The sequence below is a fragment of the Burkholderia sp. CpTa8-5 genome, assembly GCF_017815045.1.
In the GTDB taxonomy this organism is placed as follows: domain Bacteria; phylum Pseudomonadota; class Gammaproteobacteria; order Burkholderiales; family Burkholderiaceae; genus Burkholderia; species Burkholderia sola.
In genome coordinates this window covers 21,542-39,910 of the sequence record NZ_JAGIQD010000028.1, presented here as the reverse complement: position 1 = coordinate 39,910, position 18,369 = coordinate 21,542, and the positions used below count along the sequence as shown (strand labels likewise).

The window sequence follows — 18,369 nt, the reverse complement described above, 5'->3', positions numbered from 1 at the left end:
GGCGGCCGGCAGGCCGCATGCGCGGCCGCTCTCCTTCTGCGCCAGCCTTATGCACGGCACTCCGCGGGGGCATATTTCGCGGGCAGCGTCGCGGCGTTACCGGGCAACGGCCCGGCGCCGGGTGCCGGCAGCGACGACGCGTCCTTGCCGGCGGCGAAGCATTCCCACGCAATCGCGCCCGCCTGTATCGCCCCCTTTTTGAGCGGCACGCGCGCGGTGGGCGCATCGGCCTTGTCGGGCGCGGACGGCACGAGCACCAGCGTATTCGTGCCGGCCGCGGCGACGCGGGTGGTGAACGCAACCGTGATCTGGCCGGTGGCGCCATCGATCGCAACCGATTCGACGTTGCGGGTCGCGGCCGGCGGGCTGTAGCCGCCGTCGAGGCTCGCGCCGCTCGCGGCATTGTCGGCGACCGCGAGCCGCGCCGACGACGCGAGCGCAAGCCCCTCGCCGACGCGCGACCGTGCGAGGTAATCCTGGTACGCGGGAATCGCATAGGCCGCGACGACGCCGACGATCGCCAGCACGATCATCAGTTCGATCAGCGTGAACCCGGCCAGCCGCCAGCGCGGCGACGACCGGTTCGCGCGCCGCAGATCGGCGGCAACGCGACGGAACAGGGAAACGGAAAAGGCTTCGAACATGGCAGGCTCCGGAAACGAAAAACGCCTGCCGACAAAGGCAGGCGTCTCGATCGTAGCCAGCGGGCCGCGAAGCCGGCAGTCGGCCGGATGGCCAGTCAGTGCTGCGGCACGTCGCGGCGTTTCCTGAGCGCGTAACCGATCGCGACGACGAACAGGGCCCCGACGATGCTCGCGCCGTAAACCACTTCCGGCGTATCGAGCACCGGCCAGCGGTCGCCGACCGGGTCGTTCACGATCAGCCCGCCCGCGATCCAGCCGAGCAGCCCGGCGCCGAGCGCCACGACGACCGGGAAACGGTCGAGCAGCTTCAGCACTAGCGTGCTGCCCCACACGATGATCGGCACGCTGACGACGAGCCCGAAGATCACGAGCGCGATCCGGTGCGACGGATCGGCTTGCTCGGCCGCGCCGGCGATCGCGATCACGTTGTCGAGGCTCATGACCGCATCGGCGATCACGATCGTCTTCACGGCATCCCACAGCCGGTCGGCCGGCTTGATGTTGTCGTGCGCGTCGGCGGCCGGCGCCATCAGCTTGATGCCGATCCACAGCAGCAGCAGCCCGCCGCCGAGCTTCAGGAACGGCACGTCGAGCAGCGCGACCGCGAACGTGATCAGCGCGACGCGCAGCAGGATCGCCCCAGCGGTGCCCCAGACGACCCCGCGCAGCCGCTGGTTCGCCGGCAGGTTGCGGCATGCAAGCGCGATCACGACCGCGTTGTCGCCGCCGAGCAGGATATCGATGATGACGATCTGGAGAATGGCGCCCCAGTGCAGCGAGGTCAGGAATTCGAGCATGGCGGTGAGGAAAGGGCAGCGGCCGCCTCGCGGGCGACCCGGTTCATCGTCGGCACATGCAGCACGCATGCCCGGTGCTTACGAATTCATTGCGGGAGCATAACAAAAAACGCCGGCAAAGCCGGCGTTTTCTGCAGGACGAGCCCGATGGAAATACTTACAGCGCCTTCTTCAGCAGACGGCCCATTTCCGACGGGTTGCGCGTGACGGTGATGCCGCACGCTTCCATGATTTCCAGCTTCGCTTCGGCCGTATCCGCACCGCCCGAGATCAGCGCGCCGGCGTGGCCCATGCGCTTGCCCGGAGGCGCCGTGACGCCCGCGATGAAGCCGACGACCGGCTTCTTCATGTTGTCCTTGATCCACTCGGCGGCGTTGGCTTCGTCCGGACCGCCGATTTCGCCGATCATCACGACCGCATCCGTATCCGGATCGTCGTTGAACATCTTCATCACGTCGATGTGCTTCAGACCGTTGATCGGGTCGCCGCCAATACCGACTGCCGACGACTGGCCGAGGCCCAGTGCCGTCAGCTGCGCAACCGCTTCATACGTCAGCGTGCCCGAACGCGACACGACGCCGATGCGGCCCTTGCGGTGGATGTGACCCGGCATGATGCCGATCTTCAGTTCGTCCGGCGTGATCGTGCCCGGGCAGTTCGGCCCGAGCAGCAGCGTCTTGCGGCCTTCGCGACGCATGCGGTCCTTCACTTCGATCATGTCGCGCACGGGAATGCCTTCCGTGATGCAGATCGCGAGATCCAGATCGGCTTCGACCGCTTCCCAGATCGCAGCGGCTGCGCCTGCCGGCGGCACGTAGATGACCGACACGGTCGCGCCGGTTTCCGCCTTCGCTTCCTTGACGCTCGCGTAGATCGGAATGCCTTCGAAATCTTCGCCGGCCTTCTTCGGGTTCACGCCCGCGACGAATGCTTCGCGGCCGTTTGCGTATTCACGGCAGGCGCGCGTATGGAACTGACCGGTTTTGCCGGTAATGCCCTGCGTAATGACCTTCGTGTCCTTGTTGATCAGAATCGACATGTATTTTGACCTCTGTTCGATGGGCGTCGCGTGCAAGCCGCGCCGCCATGCGTATTCGATAGCGTTACTTGCCTGCGGCAGCCGCGACGACCTTCTGCGCAGCCTCTTCCATGCTGTCGGCCGAGATGATCGGCAGGCCCGAATCGGCCAGCATCTTCTTGCCGAGGTCCTCGTTCGTGCCCTTCATGCGCACGACGAGCGGCACGTTCAGGTTCACGGCCTTCGAACCGGCGATCACGCCTTCCGCGATCACGTCGCAGCGCATGATGCCGCCGAAGATGTTCACGAGGATCGCCTTCAGGTCGGGGTTCTTCAGCATCAGCTTGAACGCTTCCGTGACCTTCTCGGTCGTCGCACCGCCGCCGACGTCCAGGAAGTTCGCCGGTTCGCCGCCGAACAGCTTGATGGTGTCCATCGTCGCCATCGCGAGGCCTGCGCCGTTCACGAGGCAGCCGATGTTGCCGTCGAGCGAGATGTACGCGAGATCGAACTTCGACGCTTCGATTTCAGCCGGATCTTCTTCGTCCAGATCGCGGTACGCAACGATTTCCGGGTGACGGAACAGCGCGTTCGAGTCGAAGTTGAACTTCGCGTCGAGTGCGGTGACCTTGCCGTCGCCGGAGACGTTCAGCGGGTTGATTTCAGCCAGCGAAGCGTCGGTTTCCCAGAATGCCTTGTACAGGCCTTGCAGGATCGCGCGCGCTTGCGGAATCGATGCGGCCGGCACGCCGATCTTCGCGGCGAGGTCGTCGGCCTGCGCGTCCAGCAGGCCCGTCGACGGCTCGACGATGACCTTGTGGATCAGTTCCGGGTGCTTTTCGGCGACTTCTTCGATGTCCATGCCGCCTTCGCTCGAACCCATCAGCACGATCTTCTGCGAGATGCGGTCGACGACGAGGCTGACATACAGTTCCTGCTTGATGTCGGCGCCTTCTTCGATCATCAGGCGGTTGACCTTCTGGCCTTCCGGACCGGTCTGGTGCGTGACGAGCTGCATGCCGAGGATCTGGTTCGCGTATTCGCGCACCTGTTCGATCGACTTCGCCACCTTCACGCCGCCGCCCTTGCCACGGCCACCCGCGTGAATCTGAGCCTTCACGACCCAAACCGGGCCGCCGAGCTCTTCCGCCACCTTGACGGCCTCGTCAACCGAGAACGCCGGCTTGCCGCGCGGTACCGCGACGCCGAATTTCCGCAGGATTTCCTTACCCTGGTACTCGTGAATCTTCATGCGTGATTCCCTTCAGTCTGAGAGTTGGATGAAATGTCGCTTAAGACGCTTCTTCGAATGATTTCCGTTCATTCCTTCGTGCTGCCTTCACCGGGCAGATCCGGCCGAATCGGGCCATACCAGCGCGGGTAGTACTGCCGCACGACCTCGCCATCGAATCGCAGCGCGCGGCAGCGGCCGAGCTGGAAAGGCGGTTCGGCGTGCACGCCGTCATGGTCCGGCCCTTCGCCACCCTCCTCGCGCACGTTCCATACATCACCGGCGAACGCCTGGATCGCGGCCGTCGGCAGCACGGCGCACAGTTCGGTGAGATGGGAACAGCCTGCGACGCCGGCGAGCAGCCGGTTCGCGTTGCGGCGGAAATTGCGGAAGAGGTTGAGCCCGATGAGGGCCCGATAGGCGGGGGAAGCGGATTGACAGTGACCGGGATAGGGCACCCATTCCGAAGACGCTTCGGCGTCGACGACATTGAGGTCACGATCGATGGTCACGCGCAGCCAGAGTTCGTGGATCGGCAGGCCCTGAGGCCGGATGCCCGACGCAAGCGCGACATCGCGCGGCTTGTGGTCGGTCAGGCAGGCTTCGATGTCCCACAAGCCGTCGCCGCGCTCGTAGGCTTCCGCTCGGATTGCGCGTCGATGTCGCAACTGACGGGGCACGGGCTCGGATAGCGGCATGCTGGAGGTTGAGGCCGAAGAGGAAAACCCGTGGATTTTAGCATATTGGGTATTTGAGGCATTCGGCCCCGACGGCGGGTATTCCCGCCTGTCCGGAAGCGGTTGCGATGCAGCAAAATCGCGCGCCACGCGCGCGACCGGGCGGCTCAGTCATCGATCGGGAAATCGTCGCCGACCTTCAGCAACTTCACGATGGTCGCGCTCGAGAAGCCCCGCGCGGCCAGGAAGCGCGCCTGCTTCGCGCGCTCGGCAGGCGTTTGCGGCAGTGCACCGAATTTCTTGCGCCAAACGGCCTGCGCGCGCGTCCACTCGGTCTCGCGCAATTGGGCATTCACCTCTTCGACGAGACTGTCGCCGACCGCATGGCGCTTCAGTTCGCTGACGATGCGCGCGACGCCGACGCGCGACGCGCGACGATGCACGAGGCTCTCGGCGAAGCGCGCGTCGGACAGCCAGCCTTCCTTTTCCAGCGCATCGAGCACCGGGTCGACGGATTCGTCCTCGCCGACGTAAGGGGCGAGCTTGCGCGCGAGTTCCGCGCGGCTGTATTCGCGCCTCGACAGATAGCCGAGCGCGCGCCCCTTCAACGACCGCGGCGGCTTCGACGACTCGCGTTCGCGAGCGCCCGGGGCGTCGCTTGAAGCAGCGCCGCCGGAAGATGCGCCGAAAGACGCGCCGGATGCACGGCGTGTGCGGCGCGGATGCTGGCTGCTGCGCGTATAGACATCTTCCGTCGCGGGCGCATCGGCTGCGCGATCGCCCGGGGCACGAGCGCCCGGGGCTCGATCGCCCGGGAAGCGGACACCGGACACCCGACGGCGGGGGCGATCGTGTGCGTCGAACGATTCGTCGTCGTCGAACGGATCGTCCGGTGCGGCAATCTCAAACGAAACGAGGACATCGTCGGATGCCCTCGTCGCGGTGCGGTTCGCGGCGTTGCCGCCTGCGTCCCGCCGGCTGGCGCCCGAGGGTGCGGCTCGCCGGCCGGAGCGACCCGCCGTTTCGGGCGTGTCGTGCTCCTCCGGCTCGCCAGCCCGACCTCGGCGCGCAACCATCACTCTTCTTCGTCCAGCGCCTCGGCTTCGTTGGCTACGCCATCGGGCATGCTGACGACACCGAGCGATTCGCGGATGCGGTTTTCGATCTCGCGCGCGATTTCCGGATTTTCGCGCAGGAATTCACGCGCGTTGTCCTTGCCCTGGCCGATCTTCTCGCCGTTGTAGCTGTACCAGGCGCCGGCCTTGTCGACGATCTTCGCCTGCACGCCGAGATCGATGATCTCGCCCTGGCGGGAAATGCCTTCGCCGTACAGGATGTCGAAGATCGCTTCGCGGAACGGCGGCGATACCTTGTTCTTGACGACCTTCACGCGGGTTTCGTTGCCGATCACCTCGTCGTTCTTCTTGATCGAGCCGATCCGGCGGATGTCGAGACGCACCGACGAATAGAACTTCAGTGCGTTGCCGCCCGTCGTGGTTTCCGGGTTGCCGAACATCACGCCGATCTTCATCCGGATCTGGTTGATGAAGATCACGAGGCAGTTCGTGCGCTTGATCGTGCCGGTCAGCTTGCGCAGTGCCTGCGACATCAGGCGGGCCTGCAGGCCCGGCAGCGAATCGCCCATCTCGCCTTCGATTTCGGCCTTCGGCACGAGCGCCGCGACCGAGTCGATGACGATCATGTCGATCGAGCCCGAGCGCACCAGCGCATCGGTGATTTCGAGCGCCTGCTCGCCGGTGTCCGGCTGCGAGATCAGCAGCTCCGGCACGTTCACGCCGAGCTTCGACGCGTACTGGACGTCGAGCGCGTGCTCGGCGTCGATGAAGGCTGCGGTGCCGCCGATCTTCTGCAGTTCAGCGATGACCTGCAGCGTGAGCGTGGTTTTACCGGACGATTCCGGACCGTAGATCTCGACCACCCGGCCACGCGGCAGGCCGCCGACGCCCAGCGCGATGTCGAGACCCAGCGACCCCGTGGAGACGACCTGGATATTCTCGGCCGCCTCGCCGTCGCCCATGCGCATGATCGAGCCCTTGCCGAACTGCTTCTCGATTTGCGCGAGCGCGGCCGCCAGCGCCTTGCTCTTCTCGGCGGTCATCCCGGAGCCCTTCTTGCTATCTTCCATGAATCGTCCTTTGCTATGATGAGCAGCGTCTGTTGGAGGCGCGCCCGCATCAAGCGCTGCCCACGAATGCAGACACTGTATAAAAAAACAGTGGTTTATGCAAGCCCGCAATGCGGGTTGCGTTGTACACGAATAACTTCGGAGACAGCCGCGCCGGCGCAAACGCCCTGCCGGCATCGGTCAGCAACATGCGAATTCTCATCGCCGAAGACGACAGCATACTCGCGGACGGACTCACCCGGTCACTCCGCCAATCGGGCTATGCCGTCGATCACGTGAAGAGCGGCGTCGACGCCGACACCGCGCTGTCGATGCAGACTTTCGACCTGCTGATCCTCGATCTCGGGCTCCCGAAAATGTCCGGGCTCGACGTGCTCAAGCGCCTGCGCGCGCGCAATTCCAATCTCCCCGTGCTGATCCTGACCGCCGCCGACAGCGTCGACGAACGCGTGAAGGGGCTCGACCTCGGCGCCGACGACTACATGGCCAAGCCGTTCGCACTCAACGAGCTCGAGGCGCGCGTGCGCGCGCTGACCCGGCGCGGCGCCGGCGGCGGCCCGACGGTCGTGCGCCACGGCTCGCTCGCATTCGACCAGGTCGGCCGCATCGCGTATGCGAACGATCACGTGCTCGATCTCTCCGCGCGCGAACTCGGCCTGCTCGAGGTGCTGCTGCAGCGGATCGGCCGCCTCGTGTCGAAGGAACAGCTCGTCGATCACCTGTGCGAATGGGGCGAGGAAGTCAGCAACAACGCGATCGAAGTCTACGTGCACCGGCTGCGCAAGAAGATCGAACCGAGCGGCGTGCGGATCTCGACCGTGCGCGGCCTCGGCTATTGCCTCGAGAAGGTCGCGCCCGCGACGCCGGCCGACACGGCGGCGCCCCAGCCCGCGGCCGCCGGCACGCCGCTGCGCTGACGCCGGGCGGCGCCGCGATGGCCACGCCGGCCCATTCCCCTTCCCGCCACCCGACCGGCACGCCGTCGTCGGCTGCCGACGACGCGCGCGACGCCCGCTACGAGAACCCGTTCGCGCCGCCCGACGAAACCGAATCGCCCGAAACGCCGCGCCCGCGCTCGCTGTTCGGCGAAATCCTCGACTGGATGCTCGCGCCGCTGCTGCTGCTGTGGCCGATGAGCATCGCCGTCACCTATCTCGTCGCGAAGACGATCGCGAACGGCCCGTTCGACCGCGCGCTCGAGACCAACGCGTACGTGCTCGCCCGGCAGATCCATCCGGTCAACGGCGTCGCCGAACTGACGCTGCCGGAGCAGACGCGCGACTTCCTGCGCGCGGACAACATCGACAGCGTCTACTTCCAGGTGCTCGGCACGCGCGGCGAGCTGGTCGCGGGCGAGGCCGACATGCCGCTGCCGCGCGACGAGGACCGCCCGCCGCCGGGCGTCGTCGTGTTCCGCGACGATCTGCTGCGCGGCAACGACGTGCGCGTCGCATATACGACCGTCGCGCTGCCGCAGGCGAGCGGCGCGCAGCCCGTGCTCGTGCAGGTCGGCGAAACGCTCGACAAGCGCAACGCGCTCGCGAACGACATCATCAAGGGCGTGATCCTGCCGCAATTCGTGATCCTGCCGCTCGCGATCCTGCTCGTCTGGTTCGGGCTGTCGCGCGGGCTCGCGCCGCTCAACGCGCTGCAGGCGCACATCCGCGCGCGACGACCCGACGACCTGTCGCCCGTCGAGGCGCAGCGCGCGCCGCCCGAGATCGAACCGCTCGTCACGTCGTTCAACGACCTGCTCGCGCGGCTCGAACAGAACATGGCGCTGCAGAAGCGTTTCATCGCCGACGCCGCGCACCAGATGAAGACGCCGCTCGCGGGCCTGCGCACGCAGGCCGAATTCGCGCTGCGCCACCCGGTGCCGCCCGACGTGCAGCGTTCGCTCGAGCAGATCGCGACGAGCTCCGAGCAGGCCGCGCGGCTCGTCACGCAACTGCTGGCGCTCGCGCGTGCCGAAAACCGCGCGAGCGGGCTGACCTTCGAGCCGGTCGAGATCGGCGCGCTCGCACGACGCACGGTGCGCGACTGGGTGCAGGCCGCGCTCGCGAAACGGATGGACCTCGGGTATGAAGGCCCGGACGACGACGCGCCGCTCGACGTCGACGGCAATCCGGTGATGCTGCGCGAGATGCTCGGCAACCTGGTCGACAACGCGATCCGCTATACGCCCGAAGGCGGCCGCATCACGGTGCGCGTGCGCGCCGAGCCCGCGGCGCGGCGGGTGCATCTCGAAGTCGAGGATACGGGCCCCGGCATCCCGGCCGGCGAGCGCGATCGCGTCGTCGAGCGCTTCTACCGGATCCTCGGCCGCGAAGGCGACGGCAGCGGCCTCGGGCTCGCGATCGTGCGCGAAATCGCCACGCAGCACGGCGGCACGCTGACGCTCGACGATCACGTCTATCAGCACGCCCCGCGCCTCGCCGGCACGCTCGTGCGCATCAGCCTGCCGCTGACCGCCCCCGCCCCGGATTAACCCTGACGCGCGCCGCCGCGGATCGGCGCAACCCCGTCGAAACCGGCGATTTACCGGCCGTTCGCGCCACGATCGGCGCGCGAAGCGGCCGATTCGACGCGGGTTAACGCGCAGTGGTTTTGTACGCGCGAGTCAGTGGGCCGTAAGTTTCCGTGCCAATAATCGTCGACAGGCCCGCCCCTCCCACGGCGGCCGCATATCTATATCAAGGGACTTGGAGACGATTCATGGCAACGTTAGGCGGGCAAATTTCGCACTCGCCGATGACGGGCGAAGAGAAGAAGGTGATCTTCGCGTCGTCGCTCGGCACCGTGTTCGAGTGGTACGACTTTTACCTGGCCGGCTCGCTCGCGGCCTACATCAGCAAGAGCTTCTTCTCCGGCGTCAATCCGACCGCCGCGTTCATCTTCACGCTGCTCGGCTTCGCGGCCGGCTTCGCGGTGCGGCCGTTCGGCGCGATCGTGTTCGGCCGGCTCGGCGACCTCGTCGGCCGCAAGCACACGTTCCTCGTGACGATCGTGATCATGGGCGTCTCGACGTTCGTGGTCGGCTTCCTGCCCGGCTACGCGTCGATCGGCATCGCCGCCCCCGTGATCTTCATCGCGATGCGGCTGTTGCAGGGCCTCGCGCTCGGCGGCGAGTACGGCGGCGCGGCGACCTACGTCGCCGAGCATGCACCGGCCAACCGGCGCGGCTTCTACACCGCGTGGATCCAGACGACGGCCACGCTCGGCCTGTTCCTGTCGTTGCTCGTGATCCTCGGCGTACGCACGTTCATCGGCGAGGAAGCGTTCGGCAGCTGGGGCTGGCGCGTGCCGTTCGTCGCGTCGATCCTGCTGCTCGCGGTGTCGGTGTGGATCCGGCTGCAACTGAACGAATCGCCGGTGTTCCTGCGCATCAAGGCGGAAGGCAAGACGTCGAAGGCGCCGCTGACCGAAGCGTTCGGCCAGTGGAAGAACCTGAAGATCGTGATCCTCGCGCTGATCGGCCTGACGGCCGGCCAGGCCGTGGTGTGGTACACGGGTCAGTTCTACGCGCTGTTCTTCCTCACGCAGACGCTGAAGGTCGACGGCGCGAGCGCGAACATCCTGATCGCGATCGCGCTCCTGATCGGCACGCCGTTTTTCCTGTTCTTCGGTTCGCTGTCGGACAAGATCGGCCGCAAGCCGATCATCCTCGCGGGCTGCCTGATCGCGGCGCTGACGTACTTCCCGCTGTTCAAGGCGCTCACGCACTACGCGAACCCGCAGCTCGAACTCGCGACGCAGAAGGCGCCGATCACGGTCATCGCCGATCCGGCCGCCTGCTCGTTCCAGTTCAACCCGGTCGGCACGTCGAAGTTCACGAGTTCGTGCGACATCGCGAAGAGCGCGCTCGCGAAGGCCGGCCTGAACTACGAGAACGTCGCGGCGCCGGCCGGTACCCCGGCCCAGATCAAGGTCGGCGACACGGTGATCCAGACCTACGACGGCAAGGCGGCCGACGCGAAGGTGCAGGGCGCGGCATTCGACAAGACGCTCGCGTCGACGCTGAAGGGGGCCGGCTACCCGGCCAAGGCGGACCCGGCGCAACTCAACTGGCCGATGACGATCGTGATCCTGACGATCCTCGTGATCTTCGTGACGATGGTCTACGGCCCGATCGCGGCGATGCTGGTCGAGATGTTCCCGACGCGGATCCGCTACACGTCGATGTCGCTGCCCTATCACATCGGCAACGGCTGGTTCGGCGGCTTCCTGCCGGCGACCGCGTTCGCGATCGTCGCGGCGAAGGGCAACATCTACTCGGGGCTCTGGTATCCGATCGTGATCGCGCTGGCCACGTTCGTGATCGGCCTGCTGTTCGTCAAGGAGACGAAGGACTCGGACATCTACGCGCAGGATTGATGTTGGCTGCGGGGAAAGGCCGGCGGAGGCACTGCTTCCGCTGGCCGGCTCCCGCCCGCGATGGAGGCCGGCACGGGCCGCCGGCAACTTTTTTCGGGGAAGATGGAAAAAGGTATTGACACCCGGCCGGTCGATCGACATAATTTGGGTCTTCGGCGAATTAGCTCAGTCGGTTAGAGCGACGGAATCATAATCCGCAGGTCCGGGGTTCGAATCCCTGATTCGCCACCAGTTGTAAGAAAAAGCCGCTGCTTCTCACGAAGCAGCGGCTTTTTTGTTCTGGAACGCCGGGAATGCGCCCGAACAGGCGCATTACGTATCTAAAGCGCGCGAACGTTTTAGGTGCGGCAATTTTCCGGGCGCGGGTGCTACACGCCACTGTTACCTCAATGTGGAGAGCACACCGTGAAACACCCCTACCTGACCACCCGCGCCGAGTCGACCCATTACTACTTCCGCCGCAAGGTGCCGCTCGAGCTGCGCGCCCAGCTCCAGAAAACTGAAATCTGGGTGAGCCTGGAAACGCCGTGCCGGACCGAGGCCATCAGCCGCCTGCCGATGGCCGCCCTCGAGTATGAGCGCCTCGTCGCTCCGGCGCGGGCGGCGGCCGCCTCGGCCGCTATGGCCGCAGACGCCTGGTTGCCGCATGGAATGCGCGCCGTCGACGACGAGCCTCACCCATATCACCCGACCGTGCAGCCGCCGGGCACGACCCGACTTCACGCACTGCACATTCCCCGACTGGTCGAGCGCTACACCGTCAACGCGCTGGCGAACGATGACGAAGTACGTCCGACTTACTTCGAGAAAGAGAGCGACGAAGCCGAAGCCGAAGCCGACAAAGACGACTACGACGACGACGCACACCGAACCTTGTTGCTCGAGGCTCGCAAGCAGTTGCGCCGGGCCCGGGCGTCGGACGACTTTTCGGACGTCCGCGAGTCCGTCGAGGAGCATCTGATGTGGGAGCGCGCCTGGCTGCCCGCTGCGTCGACGGAGTTTGTCACACTGTTGAAGGCAATTACCGATGCGCAACTGGCTGTCGTCGAAGAAGAGCTGCGGCGCCTCGACGGCAAAGTGAGCGAGACGCCTGAGCTGATTCCCCTGGTCGACGAAGACGATACGTGGGAAGCCGCCCTGAAATGCTGGAAGGCAGAACGGATGCCCTCGCCGAAAACCGTAAACGATTCGGCGAGGCAGGTACAGCGATTCAAGTCGCATGTGGGCGACCTGCCGCTGACGGTCCTGACGCCCGACCACGTTGAACGATTCAAGACGCTCTGTCTGGAAAAGGACGAGCTCGAGCACGGCCGCGTAAACACCATTCTGTCGTTGCTGTCACCGCTCGTCACGCTCGCCATGCGCAAAAAATTGACGAAGCTGGCCAGCAACCCGTTCAGCGGCATGAAGTATCCCGCCAAGGTCGTCGAGCTCAGCCGAAAAACCGTACGCACGGCCTTCACGACGGACCAGCTGAACGCGGTGTTTGCCTCGCCCGTCTACACATGCGGACACCGTCCGGGAAAGGGCGGAGGCGACGCGGCCTACTGGCTACCGCTGCTCGGGCCGCATACCGGTGCCCGCGTCGAAGACCTGTGCCGGCTGACGGTCGCCGATGTGGTCCAACGCGATGGCGTATGGTGCCTGCACCTGCACGACTCCAAACGCGAGGCCCGCACGGGGAACCACGCCGTCATGCGCCACGTCCCGGTCCACCGTAACTTGCTGCGCCTCGGCTGGCTCGACTTCATCGAATCCCGTAGGCCAGCCGGCGGCTCGGCATGGCTCTTCCCTGACCTCTCGACCAACCAGTACGGGAAGCGCGGCGCGGTCTTCAGCAACTGGTTTAACGAATACCTGCGCTCGCCCATCGGCCTCACGGACCCCGCGCTCGTTTATCACAGTTTTCGCCACACGTTCCAGACGTTTGGCGAGCTGGCAGGCATCAGCGAGCAGGTCATCGACGAACTGATTGGGCACGCGGCTGACAGCCGTTATGGCAGGAAGGAAGGTCGGTTCAAACGGCTGCCGTTTGAACTGCTCGTCCAGGCAATGGAGAAACTGGATTTTCCTGGACTCGAACTGGGCCACCTGCCCTACGCGGGTCGGACATAATCCCGCCCAGGCTCCGGGATACCACTCCGAGCCCGGTGGAGCTGGCCGGCCGCTCACTCGGCCGGCTTCCTTTTATACAAGGTTGAGCAGGCACAGGCCACGCTCCCCAATCTGGCGTCCCATTGGTACGCCTTCGCAGAGTTCGCGCGTGGAGCCGATGCGTGACCGAGCGCTGGCCGGCCCCTCCATTGCGGACCCCAAACTTCGGACCGGAGCGCAGCGGTTTGCTTATCGCGGTTTCCTCGTGTTAGCCGAAGCAGCGCCCCCCGCCCGCCAAGCCCACGAGCGCAACACCGGTTACAGAGCCGCCCCGTTCAAGACCGCTCCTCTTGGAATGCCAGCAGCAACTCCGCTGGCTGCCCCAACCATTCCGTTTCCCAACGACACGAGTCGATGACATGCGCGGGTGAATCAAGTGACTCGTGATTTTTGGATGCGCGTTTGGGGTAACATCCTGTTACATTTATACAGTCAGAAGAAGGCGCTTTCGGCTCCGACAAGCGGAAAGCAGCACTGCAAACGAGAGCAAAGAAATTCCTGGAAAGAGGGCCATTCGGTGTTAGCTCCAGTGGCAGACCGGTGTTCGGCAGCGGACCAGCTGCGCGTCGAAGCCGCGCTCACGGCTTACTATCTGCATTCCGACGGGGCGTTTGGTGCCGGCCCGCTGCGCTATATCGACGCGTCCGAATCGCAACTGCGCATGGCTTTGAACATCGCGCAGGACGCAGACCCGGTACGATTGCTTGCCGCAGCCTGCGGTGGTCCGGCCGCGATGATTGACGCGCTGGCCAACGGTGTCGTGCCATTCAAACCCAGGCCGGGACTGCCGGGCTTCTTCCGGTTCCTCGTGATGACATGTGCGATTGTTGCGACGGCCGACAACAACGACTCCACGCAGGAGTTCGGCGAAAACCTCGCCCGAGCCTTCGGAACCCAGAATCCATTCAACAACCGTTCGTCGCTGCCCGACCTGTGGCTCCGGTTGCAAGACTGGTGCGACGAGGCGCATGCCGCCGGCGAGGCCATCCGACAGGTCATGCTTCCGCCACCGGGCACGGGCAAGCACCTGGGCCTCACCAACGCGATAACGTTCCCGAGTTGGCGTGACGTCAAGCGACTGCGTCAACTTCTAGACCGTAGGTCGGAATACCGCTCAATCGTCGACCCGGTAGGGGCTGCAATTCAGCTGGCCCCCCTGGTCGAAAACGATGCCAGCTTTTCGTCGGCAATGCGCCAGGCGAGCACGGAATACCGGCAGCTGTATCTGAGCAAAGCCTCGTTGCTTGGCCTGCATCGCTTCTGGGTAGCCTTGGCCGGTCTCCTGAGGGAACGGCATTCACCGACAGCCGAGCGATTCTTTGTACCGCGCCTCGAGCTCAGATTCGGCGCAACGCTCGACGACGTGGAACTGCGGGTCGTCTTGGCTGACATGAAAGGGAACGTCGACCCGCTCCAAGTCCTAGAGGATTTCCCGGACCTTGTCTTGGCGCAAACGGCATCTTGGACCAGCCAGCGAGTCGGGAAAAACGCAAGTGAAGCGCTTGTTTCGGCCATCAGCCGCGGCGGCGTCCCGTTCGTCGAGTCCCGCTTCGGCGTATGGCATTCGAGTCTGCTCCAGCCATCCGTACCCACCCGTTGCCTTCTCCTCCTGTCAAAGCAAAACCGGGACGTTGCCCTTAAATGGGGCGTCAGTACGGAGCCGATTGGAGACGAGTGGAGACTGGCGGGTCCCATCCCGGCCCGCGACTGCCGCTCCGTGTATCAATACTTGGGACGGAGCATCGAACCAGCCGGTTCGCCATCCCAAGCCATGATGCTTGTCGGCGAACACAGGACCGGCTCAGGACTTCTCGGCCGGGAATCACTTCTTCCGCAAATCAGGATTGCAGGTCCTGGCGCCGTGACGCTGCGTCCAGTGCAAGAAAACGGTGTGAAGTGTCAGCTCCGTCCTGATTCCGAAGACCTCTATTCAATCGTCACGGACACCCCTCTCGAGGGCGCATACAAGCTTCGTCTGGACGAGGACGTGATTCCGTCGGCCGAACCTCTCGCCATCGAAACCTCGGTTGTCTTTTTCCGCGACGCCCTTGAACACGCCAAACTCGGGGATATTGACGAGTCGACGTGGCGGCGGCGCGAGGAAGCGCGTGTTCGTTCGACACCCGGGCCTATTGTCGTTACAGACCTCACCGATGACTGCCCGCCAGTCGACAGTGAGCGCTCAGCACGGTTCCAGGACTGTCTGGAGGCGCTGTACGCCGGTGGCCGCGCCGGCTGGTCGGAACAGGAACTTGTGACGACCATGCGCGCCGTCCTCGGAGACAACGCTCTCCCCATCTGGGACATACTGCGCGGATTGATGGAGTGCGGCTGGTTGAGGCCAACCTCCAACCTGAGATGGCGGGCACGCCGATGGTGGCTGACACCGCCTTCTCTTATCAAGATTAGGAATACAGAAGGTATAGAAGGGTTGCTGCTCGTTGGAAGTGCACCCGCGAACATCCGGCGCCGCTTCCAGCAAACCGCTCAGGCCGCAGGCTGTACGGTGATGGAGCGCCCCGGAGCAAGTGAGTACACGGCATGTATGCAGCTCGCGCGGGGACCCGCCCTGGGCGAAGTCGTGGAAGAACTCGGATGGGTCGTGACCGAACGACCGATATGCACACCCATGGCTGCGCCGGACTGCTGGCCACCCGAGAACGTCGACGAGTCCCGCCATCGCCGCGTGGGGAGATGGAACTGGGACAGCGGCGGTTTTCGAAGCCGGGATGCTACGAATCCCGGGCCGGTGAGCCTTGAACGTTTCCGGCGAGAACGGGGCGACCGAGATGACATCTTCGTTGTCACGGGCCCCGGTTCAGCCCGGTACGTGAGCACTTGCCGGACGTCAGCAATCGTCGAGGCGTACCGACGCGCGCGAATCGCGATGTTCAGATGGGACGGTGCGCGCCTTGTACGCAACAGCGAGGACGGTCACCTCGTCGAGCCACTTGCGAATCTCGCCATGCTTTCGTCCTGTCGAAGCCCCGGTCCGGCATTGGTGGACGGGCGCTGGACGTATGTCTACGACATGACTGCAGACTGCGTTGGCTGGATACGCTCAGTGTTCGGCCAGGCCTTTGTCGACGACAGGTCGGCGCTTGACACAAAGTTGAGTAGCCCGTCGGCGGAAGCAGTCGGATGGTCCCGAAACAGGAACGTGTTTCGGATTCAGGAATTGACGCCGCCCCCTATCGGGCGACGGTAGAAATGAGGATTATGGGGTTGTGATGGACGACGAGCTGTTTTTGGGAAAGGTCTTCAGAAACGAAGCGAACTGGGCACGGATGGAGCCCCTCGCAGTGCGAGTCGCAGGGGAATGGACAAGAATCGAAAACGCTGTGGAGAGCTTTCCCAAGGAAGGCAAAATATTCTCGAGGCGCGGCTTGCTTAACGCCCCGACTGACAGCCTGTGGACATTCACGCGGCGTCCGAACGAGTTACGTGACCTACATGGTCCTGACCTCCTGCTGGCCGAGAACATCGTGCGGGCGACGCCAATTGTCGACCTGTCGTCGATTTCACTGGAGATGGCACGACGAAGGCTCTTTAATGAGGGCGTCCACCTCCCGCTTGAATTCAGCTCGGTGACTGCGGTCGCCCTGCTGTCCGATGACCTCTTCTGTGATGTCACGCTCACGCGCTCGGCCGATGGTTTCTGGCGCAGCAGCAGCCTCTCGCGGCCCGTGCAACTGAAGGAAATGCCCAACGGCTGGAAATCGTCACTGGACTTCAACGGATTGCGGGTCATTCCAGCTCAAACCATACCGCATGCTGCCGTCATCAGGACGGTCAACTGGTGTAGTGACCAGGACTTTATCGAGCGCGTTATCGACCGCTTCCGCAAGTTCATGCAGGGTGTTGGAGATACCCCTTACGCGCGACCGTCACGGGATGCCGTCAAGTACATTTCTCGCGCGCTCCGGCAGGCGGACCTCATGCCGGGAGAGGACAACGGCATCGTGCTTGACATGGAACGGCTCCAGACAGACTGGCCGATACTCGAAGCACGATTGGAGGCGTCCGAAGAACTCGCGTCGTTGATACTCGACCTCAAGAGTACCAAGGACAAAGTGGCGGCCGCGACGGAATTGGCAACCCGCCATGCTCTCGAAGAGGCACGGCCCAGCCTTGAGCGTCAGGTGAGAGAGGAAACCGAGACATCACTTACCGAAGCACGACGTCAGCGTGACGAACTCTCGGCAGAGGTCCTGAATCTGGAGCAGCGTCGCGCCCGGGCTTCGAGCGACCTCGCAGAACTGGAAAGACTGTGTAACGAGAGGCGTGAGCAACAGAAGGCGATGTCGGATGGCTTGTCGGCGGTTGCCTCAGAATTGCGCACCAGCCTCGCCCAAAGCCCCGTTCAAGGCCATCCCGCGCTGTCGTTCATTGCCGAACGACTCGAGGGCATGCTGACTCAGCACGATTACCGTGGGCCGTCGCTGATTCCACCGGCCATGCCGCCTTGGGGAACCGGAATGCCGAGTGGCGCCTGCGACGAAATTGGATATGGTTCCTTGACCGCCGTCATCAGCGAGGAAGCGAAGCGCCATGGAATCGATGAAAACGCGCTACGACTGACGGACATTTTCGCGCGAGCGGGTGAGTTGGTCCTGCTATGCGGGCCGCAGGCCGAGCTCACCCTCCGGGCGTATGCGCGTTGCATCTCCGCCGGTGTTTCTCGAACGATGGCTCTGGACCCCAGCATCATCGGTCTTGACGACCTCTGGCGGGCCCCCGGGACGCAAACACCGACCGCGTTCGCGCATGCCTGGCAGGCAGCCTTGGGCGCACCCGATTGCTTTCATATTCTCTGCATGCGCGACATTGATGCCGCGCCCTACCGGCTATGGCTCGCGTCGTTTCAGACCGTCCTCCAGAGCGCCTCCCGTCCGACCAACCTTTTGGTATTCGCGACGACCACGGGCCGAAGTGACACGCAGGCTGGCATGGGGTCTCCTGACGATAGTCCGTCCGGATACCTGGTTCCAGTTTTTCCCGGCGTGCATGACGCAGGTGCCGTCGCAGCACTGGCGAGCGCCGTCGCGCCCGTCCCGCCGCCTAGCCGTCTGTCGGTTGCCCCGGATACCGTCCCGACTGGTTCCGCCGCTGGCGACTGGCTGACACGGGTCGTCACGTTTGATTTGCCTCCGGGCGTGCTCGCCCGCCTAGCAAGATTCAGAAATCAGTTCATCGGCGACGACGCCGAGCACCTGATGACAGCCGTTCAAAAATGGGGACAGTTTCTCGACTCCAGGGATGCAACAAGCCTCCCGTCGACACTGAGAGACGGTTATACGTCGATGACGAATTGAAGACGCAACAATC

General features: G+C 64.5%; 13 protein-coding genes and 1 tRNA gene. 7 read left to right on the top strand and 7 right to left on the bottom strand.

Features of this window, described 5'->3' with window-relative positions:
- Nucleotides 1-47: 47 nt before the first annotated feature.
- From J8I35_RS29060 to recA, 7 genes are all read right to left on the bottom strand, one after another.
- Entirely contained in the window at nucleotides 48-644 is a 597-nt protein-coding gene (locus J8I35_RS29060; protein ID WP_050014570.1) for a pilin, read from the bottom strand.
- A gap of 95 nt (nucleotides 645-739) precedes the next feature.
- Nucleotides 740-1,441, bottom strand: coding sequence for a TerC family protein (locus J8I35_RS29055; protein WP_050014572.1), 702 nt, complete (start codon nucleotides 1,439-1,441; stop codon nucleotides 740-742).
- A 157-nt stretch (nucleotides 1,442-1,598) separates the two neighbouring features.
- Complete coding sequence (sucD, locus tag J8I35_RS29050) at nucleotides 1,599-2,480, bottom strand: succinate--CoA ligase subunit alpha (protein WP_006477916.1); 882 nt, start codon at nucleotides 2,478-2,480, stop codon at nucleotides 1,599-1,601.
- A gap of 64 nt (nucleotides 2,481-2,544) precedes the next feature.
- Complete coding sequence (gene sucC / locus J8I35_RS29045) at nucleotides 2,545-3,711, bottom strand: ADP-forming succinate--CoA ligase subunit beta (RefSeq protein ID WP_006477915.1); 1,167 nt, start codon at nucleotides 3,709-3,711, stop codon at nucleotides 2,545-2,547.
- A gap of 68 nt (nucleotides 3,712-3,779) precedes the next feature.
- The gene (locus tag J8I35_RS29040) at nucleotides 3,780-4,388 is read right to left on the bottom strand and encodes a DUF2889 domain-containing protein (protein ID WP_050014576.1); all 609 of its coding nucleotides are present in this window, start codon (nucleotides 4,386-4,388) and stop codon (nucleotides 3,780-3,782) included.
- Nucleotides 4,389-4,534: 146 nt separating this feature from the next.
- Nucleotides 4,535-5,443: a recombination regulator RecX gene (gene recX / locus J8I35_RS29035; RefSeq protein WP_124556544.1), complete on the bottom strand. Its 909-nt coding sequence runs from the start codon at nucleotides 5,441-5,443 to the stop codon at nucleotides 4,535-4,537.
- Nucleotides 5,443-6,513 carry a recombinase RecA gene (recA, locus tag J8I35_RS29030; RefSeq protein ID WP_011546125.1) on the bottom strand — a complete coding sequence of 357 codons (1,071 nt, stop codon included), beginning with the start codon at nucleotides 6,511-6,513 and terminating at the stop codon, nucleotides 5,443-5,445. The genes recX and recA overlap by 1 nt, the downstream gene beginning before the upstream one ends.
- A gap of 188 nt (nucleotides 6,514-6,701) precedes the next feature.
- Between recA and J8I35_RS29025 the strand changes: the two genes are divergently transcribed.
- The 7 genes from J8I35_RS29025 to J8I35_RS28995 all read left to right on the top strand — a co-directional run bounded on the left by J8I35_RS29025 (nucleotide 6,702) and on the right by J8I35_RS28995 (nucleotide 18,356).
- The gene (locus J8I35_RS29025; protein ID WP_006497347.1) at nucleotides 6,702-7,430 is read left to right on the top strand and encodes a response regulator transcription factor; all 729 of its coding nucleotides are present in this window, start codon (nucleotides 6,702-6,704) and stop codon (nucleotides 7,428-7,430) included.
- A gap of 17 nt (nucleotides 7,431-7,447) precedes the next feature.
- Entirely contained in the window at nucleotides 7,448-9,001 is a 1,554-nt protein-coding gene (locus J8I35_RS29020; RefSeq protein WP_209928285.1) for a sensor histidine kinase, read from the top strand.
- A 227-nt stretch (nucleotides 9,002-9,228) separates the two neighbouring features.
- A complete protein-coding gene (locus tag J8I35_RS29015; protein WP_050014581.1) occupies nucleotides 9,229-10,887 on the top strand; it encodes an MFS transporter in 1,659 nt (552 codons plus the stop codon).
- Between the two features lie 154 nt (nucleotides 10,888-11,041).
- Nucleotides 11,042-11,118: transfer RNA gene (locus J8I35_RS29010), tRNA-Met, on the top strand.
- Between the two features lie 174 nt (nucleotides 11,119-11,292).
- Nucleotides 11,293-13,002 carry a site-specific integrase gene (locus J8I35_RS35005; protein WP_209928283.1) on the top strand — a complete coding sequence of 570 codons (1,710 nt, stop codon included), beginning with the start codon at nucleotides 11,293-11,295 and terminating at the stop codon, nucleotides 13,000-13,002.
- A gap of 406 nt (nucleotides 13,003-13,408) precedes the next feature.
- Nucleotides 13,409-16,249: a hypothetical protein gene (locus J8I35_RS29000; RefSeq protein WP_209928281.1), complete on the top strand. Its 2,841-nt coding sequence runs from the start codon at nucleotides 13,409-13,411 to the stop codon at nucleotides 16,247-16,249.
- Between the two features lie 22 nt (nucleotides 16,250-16,271).
- Entirely contained in the window at nucleotides 16,272-18,356 is a 2,085-nt protein-coding gene (locus J8I35_RS28995; RefSeq protein ID WP_209928279.1) for a hypothetical protein, read from the top strand.
- Nucleotides 18,357-18,369: the final 13 nt, after the last annotated feature.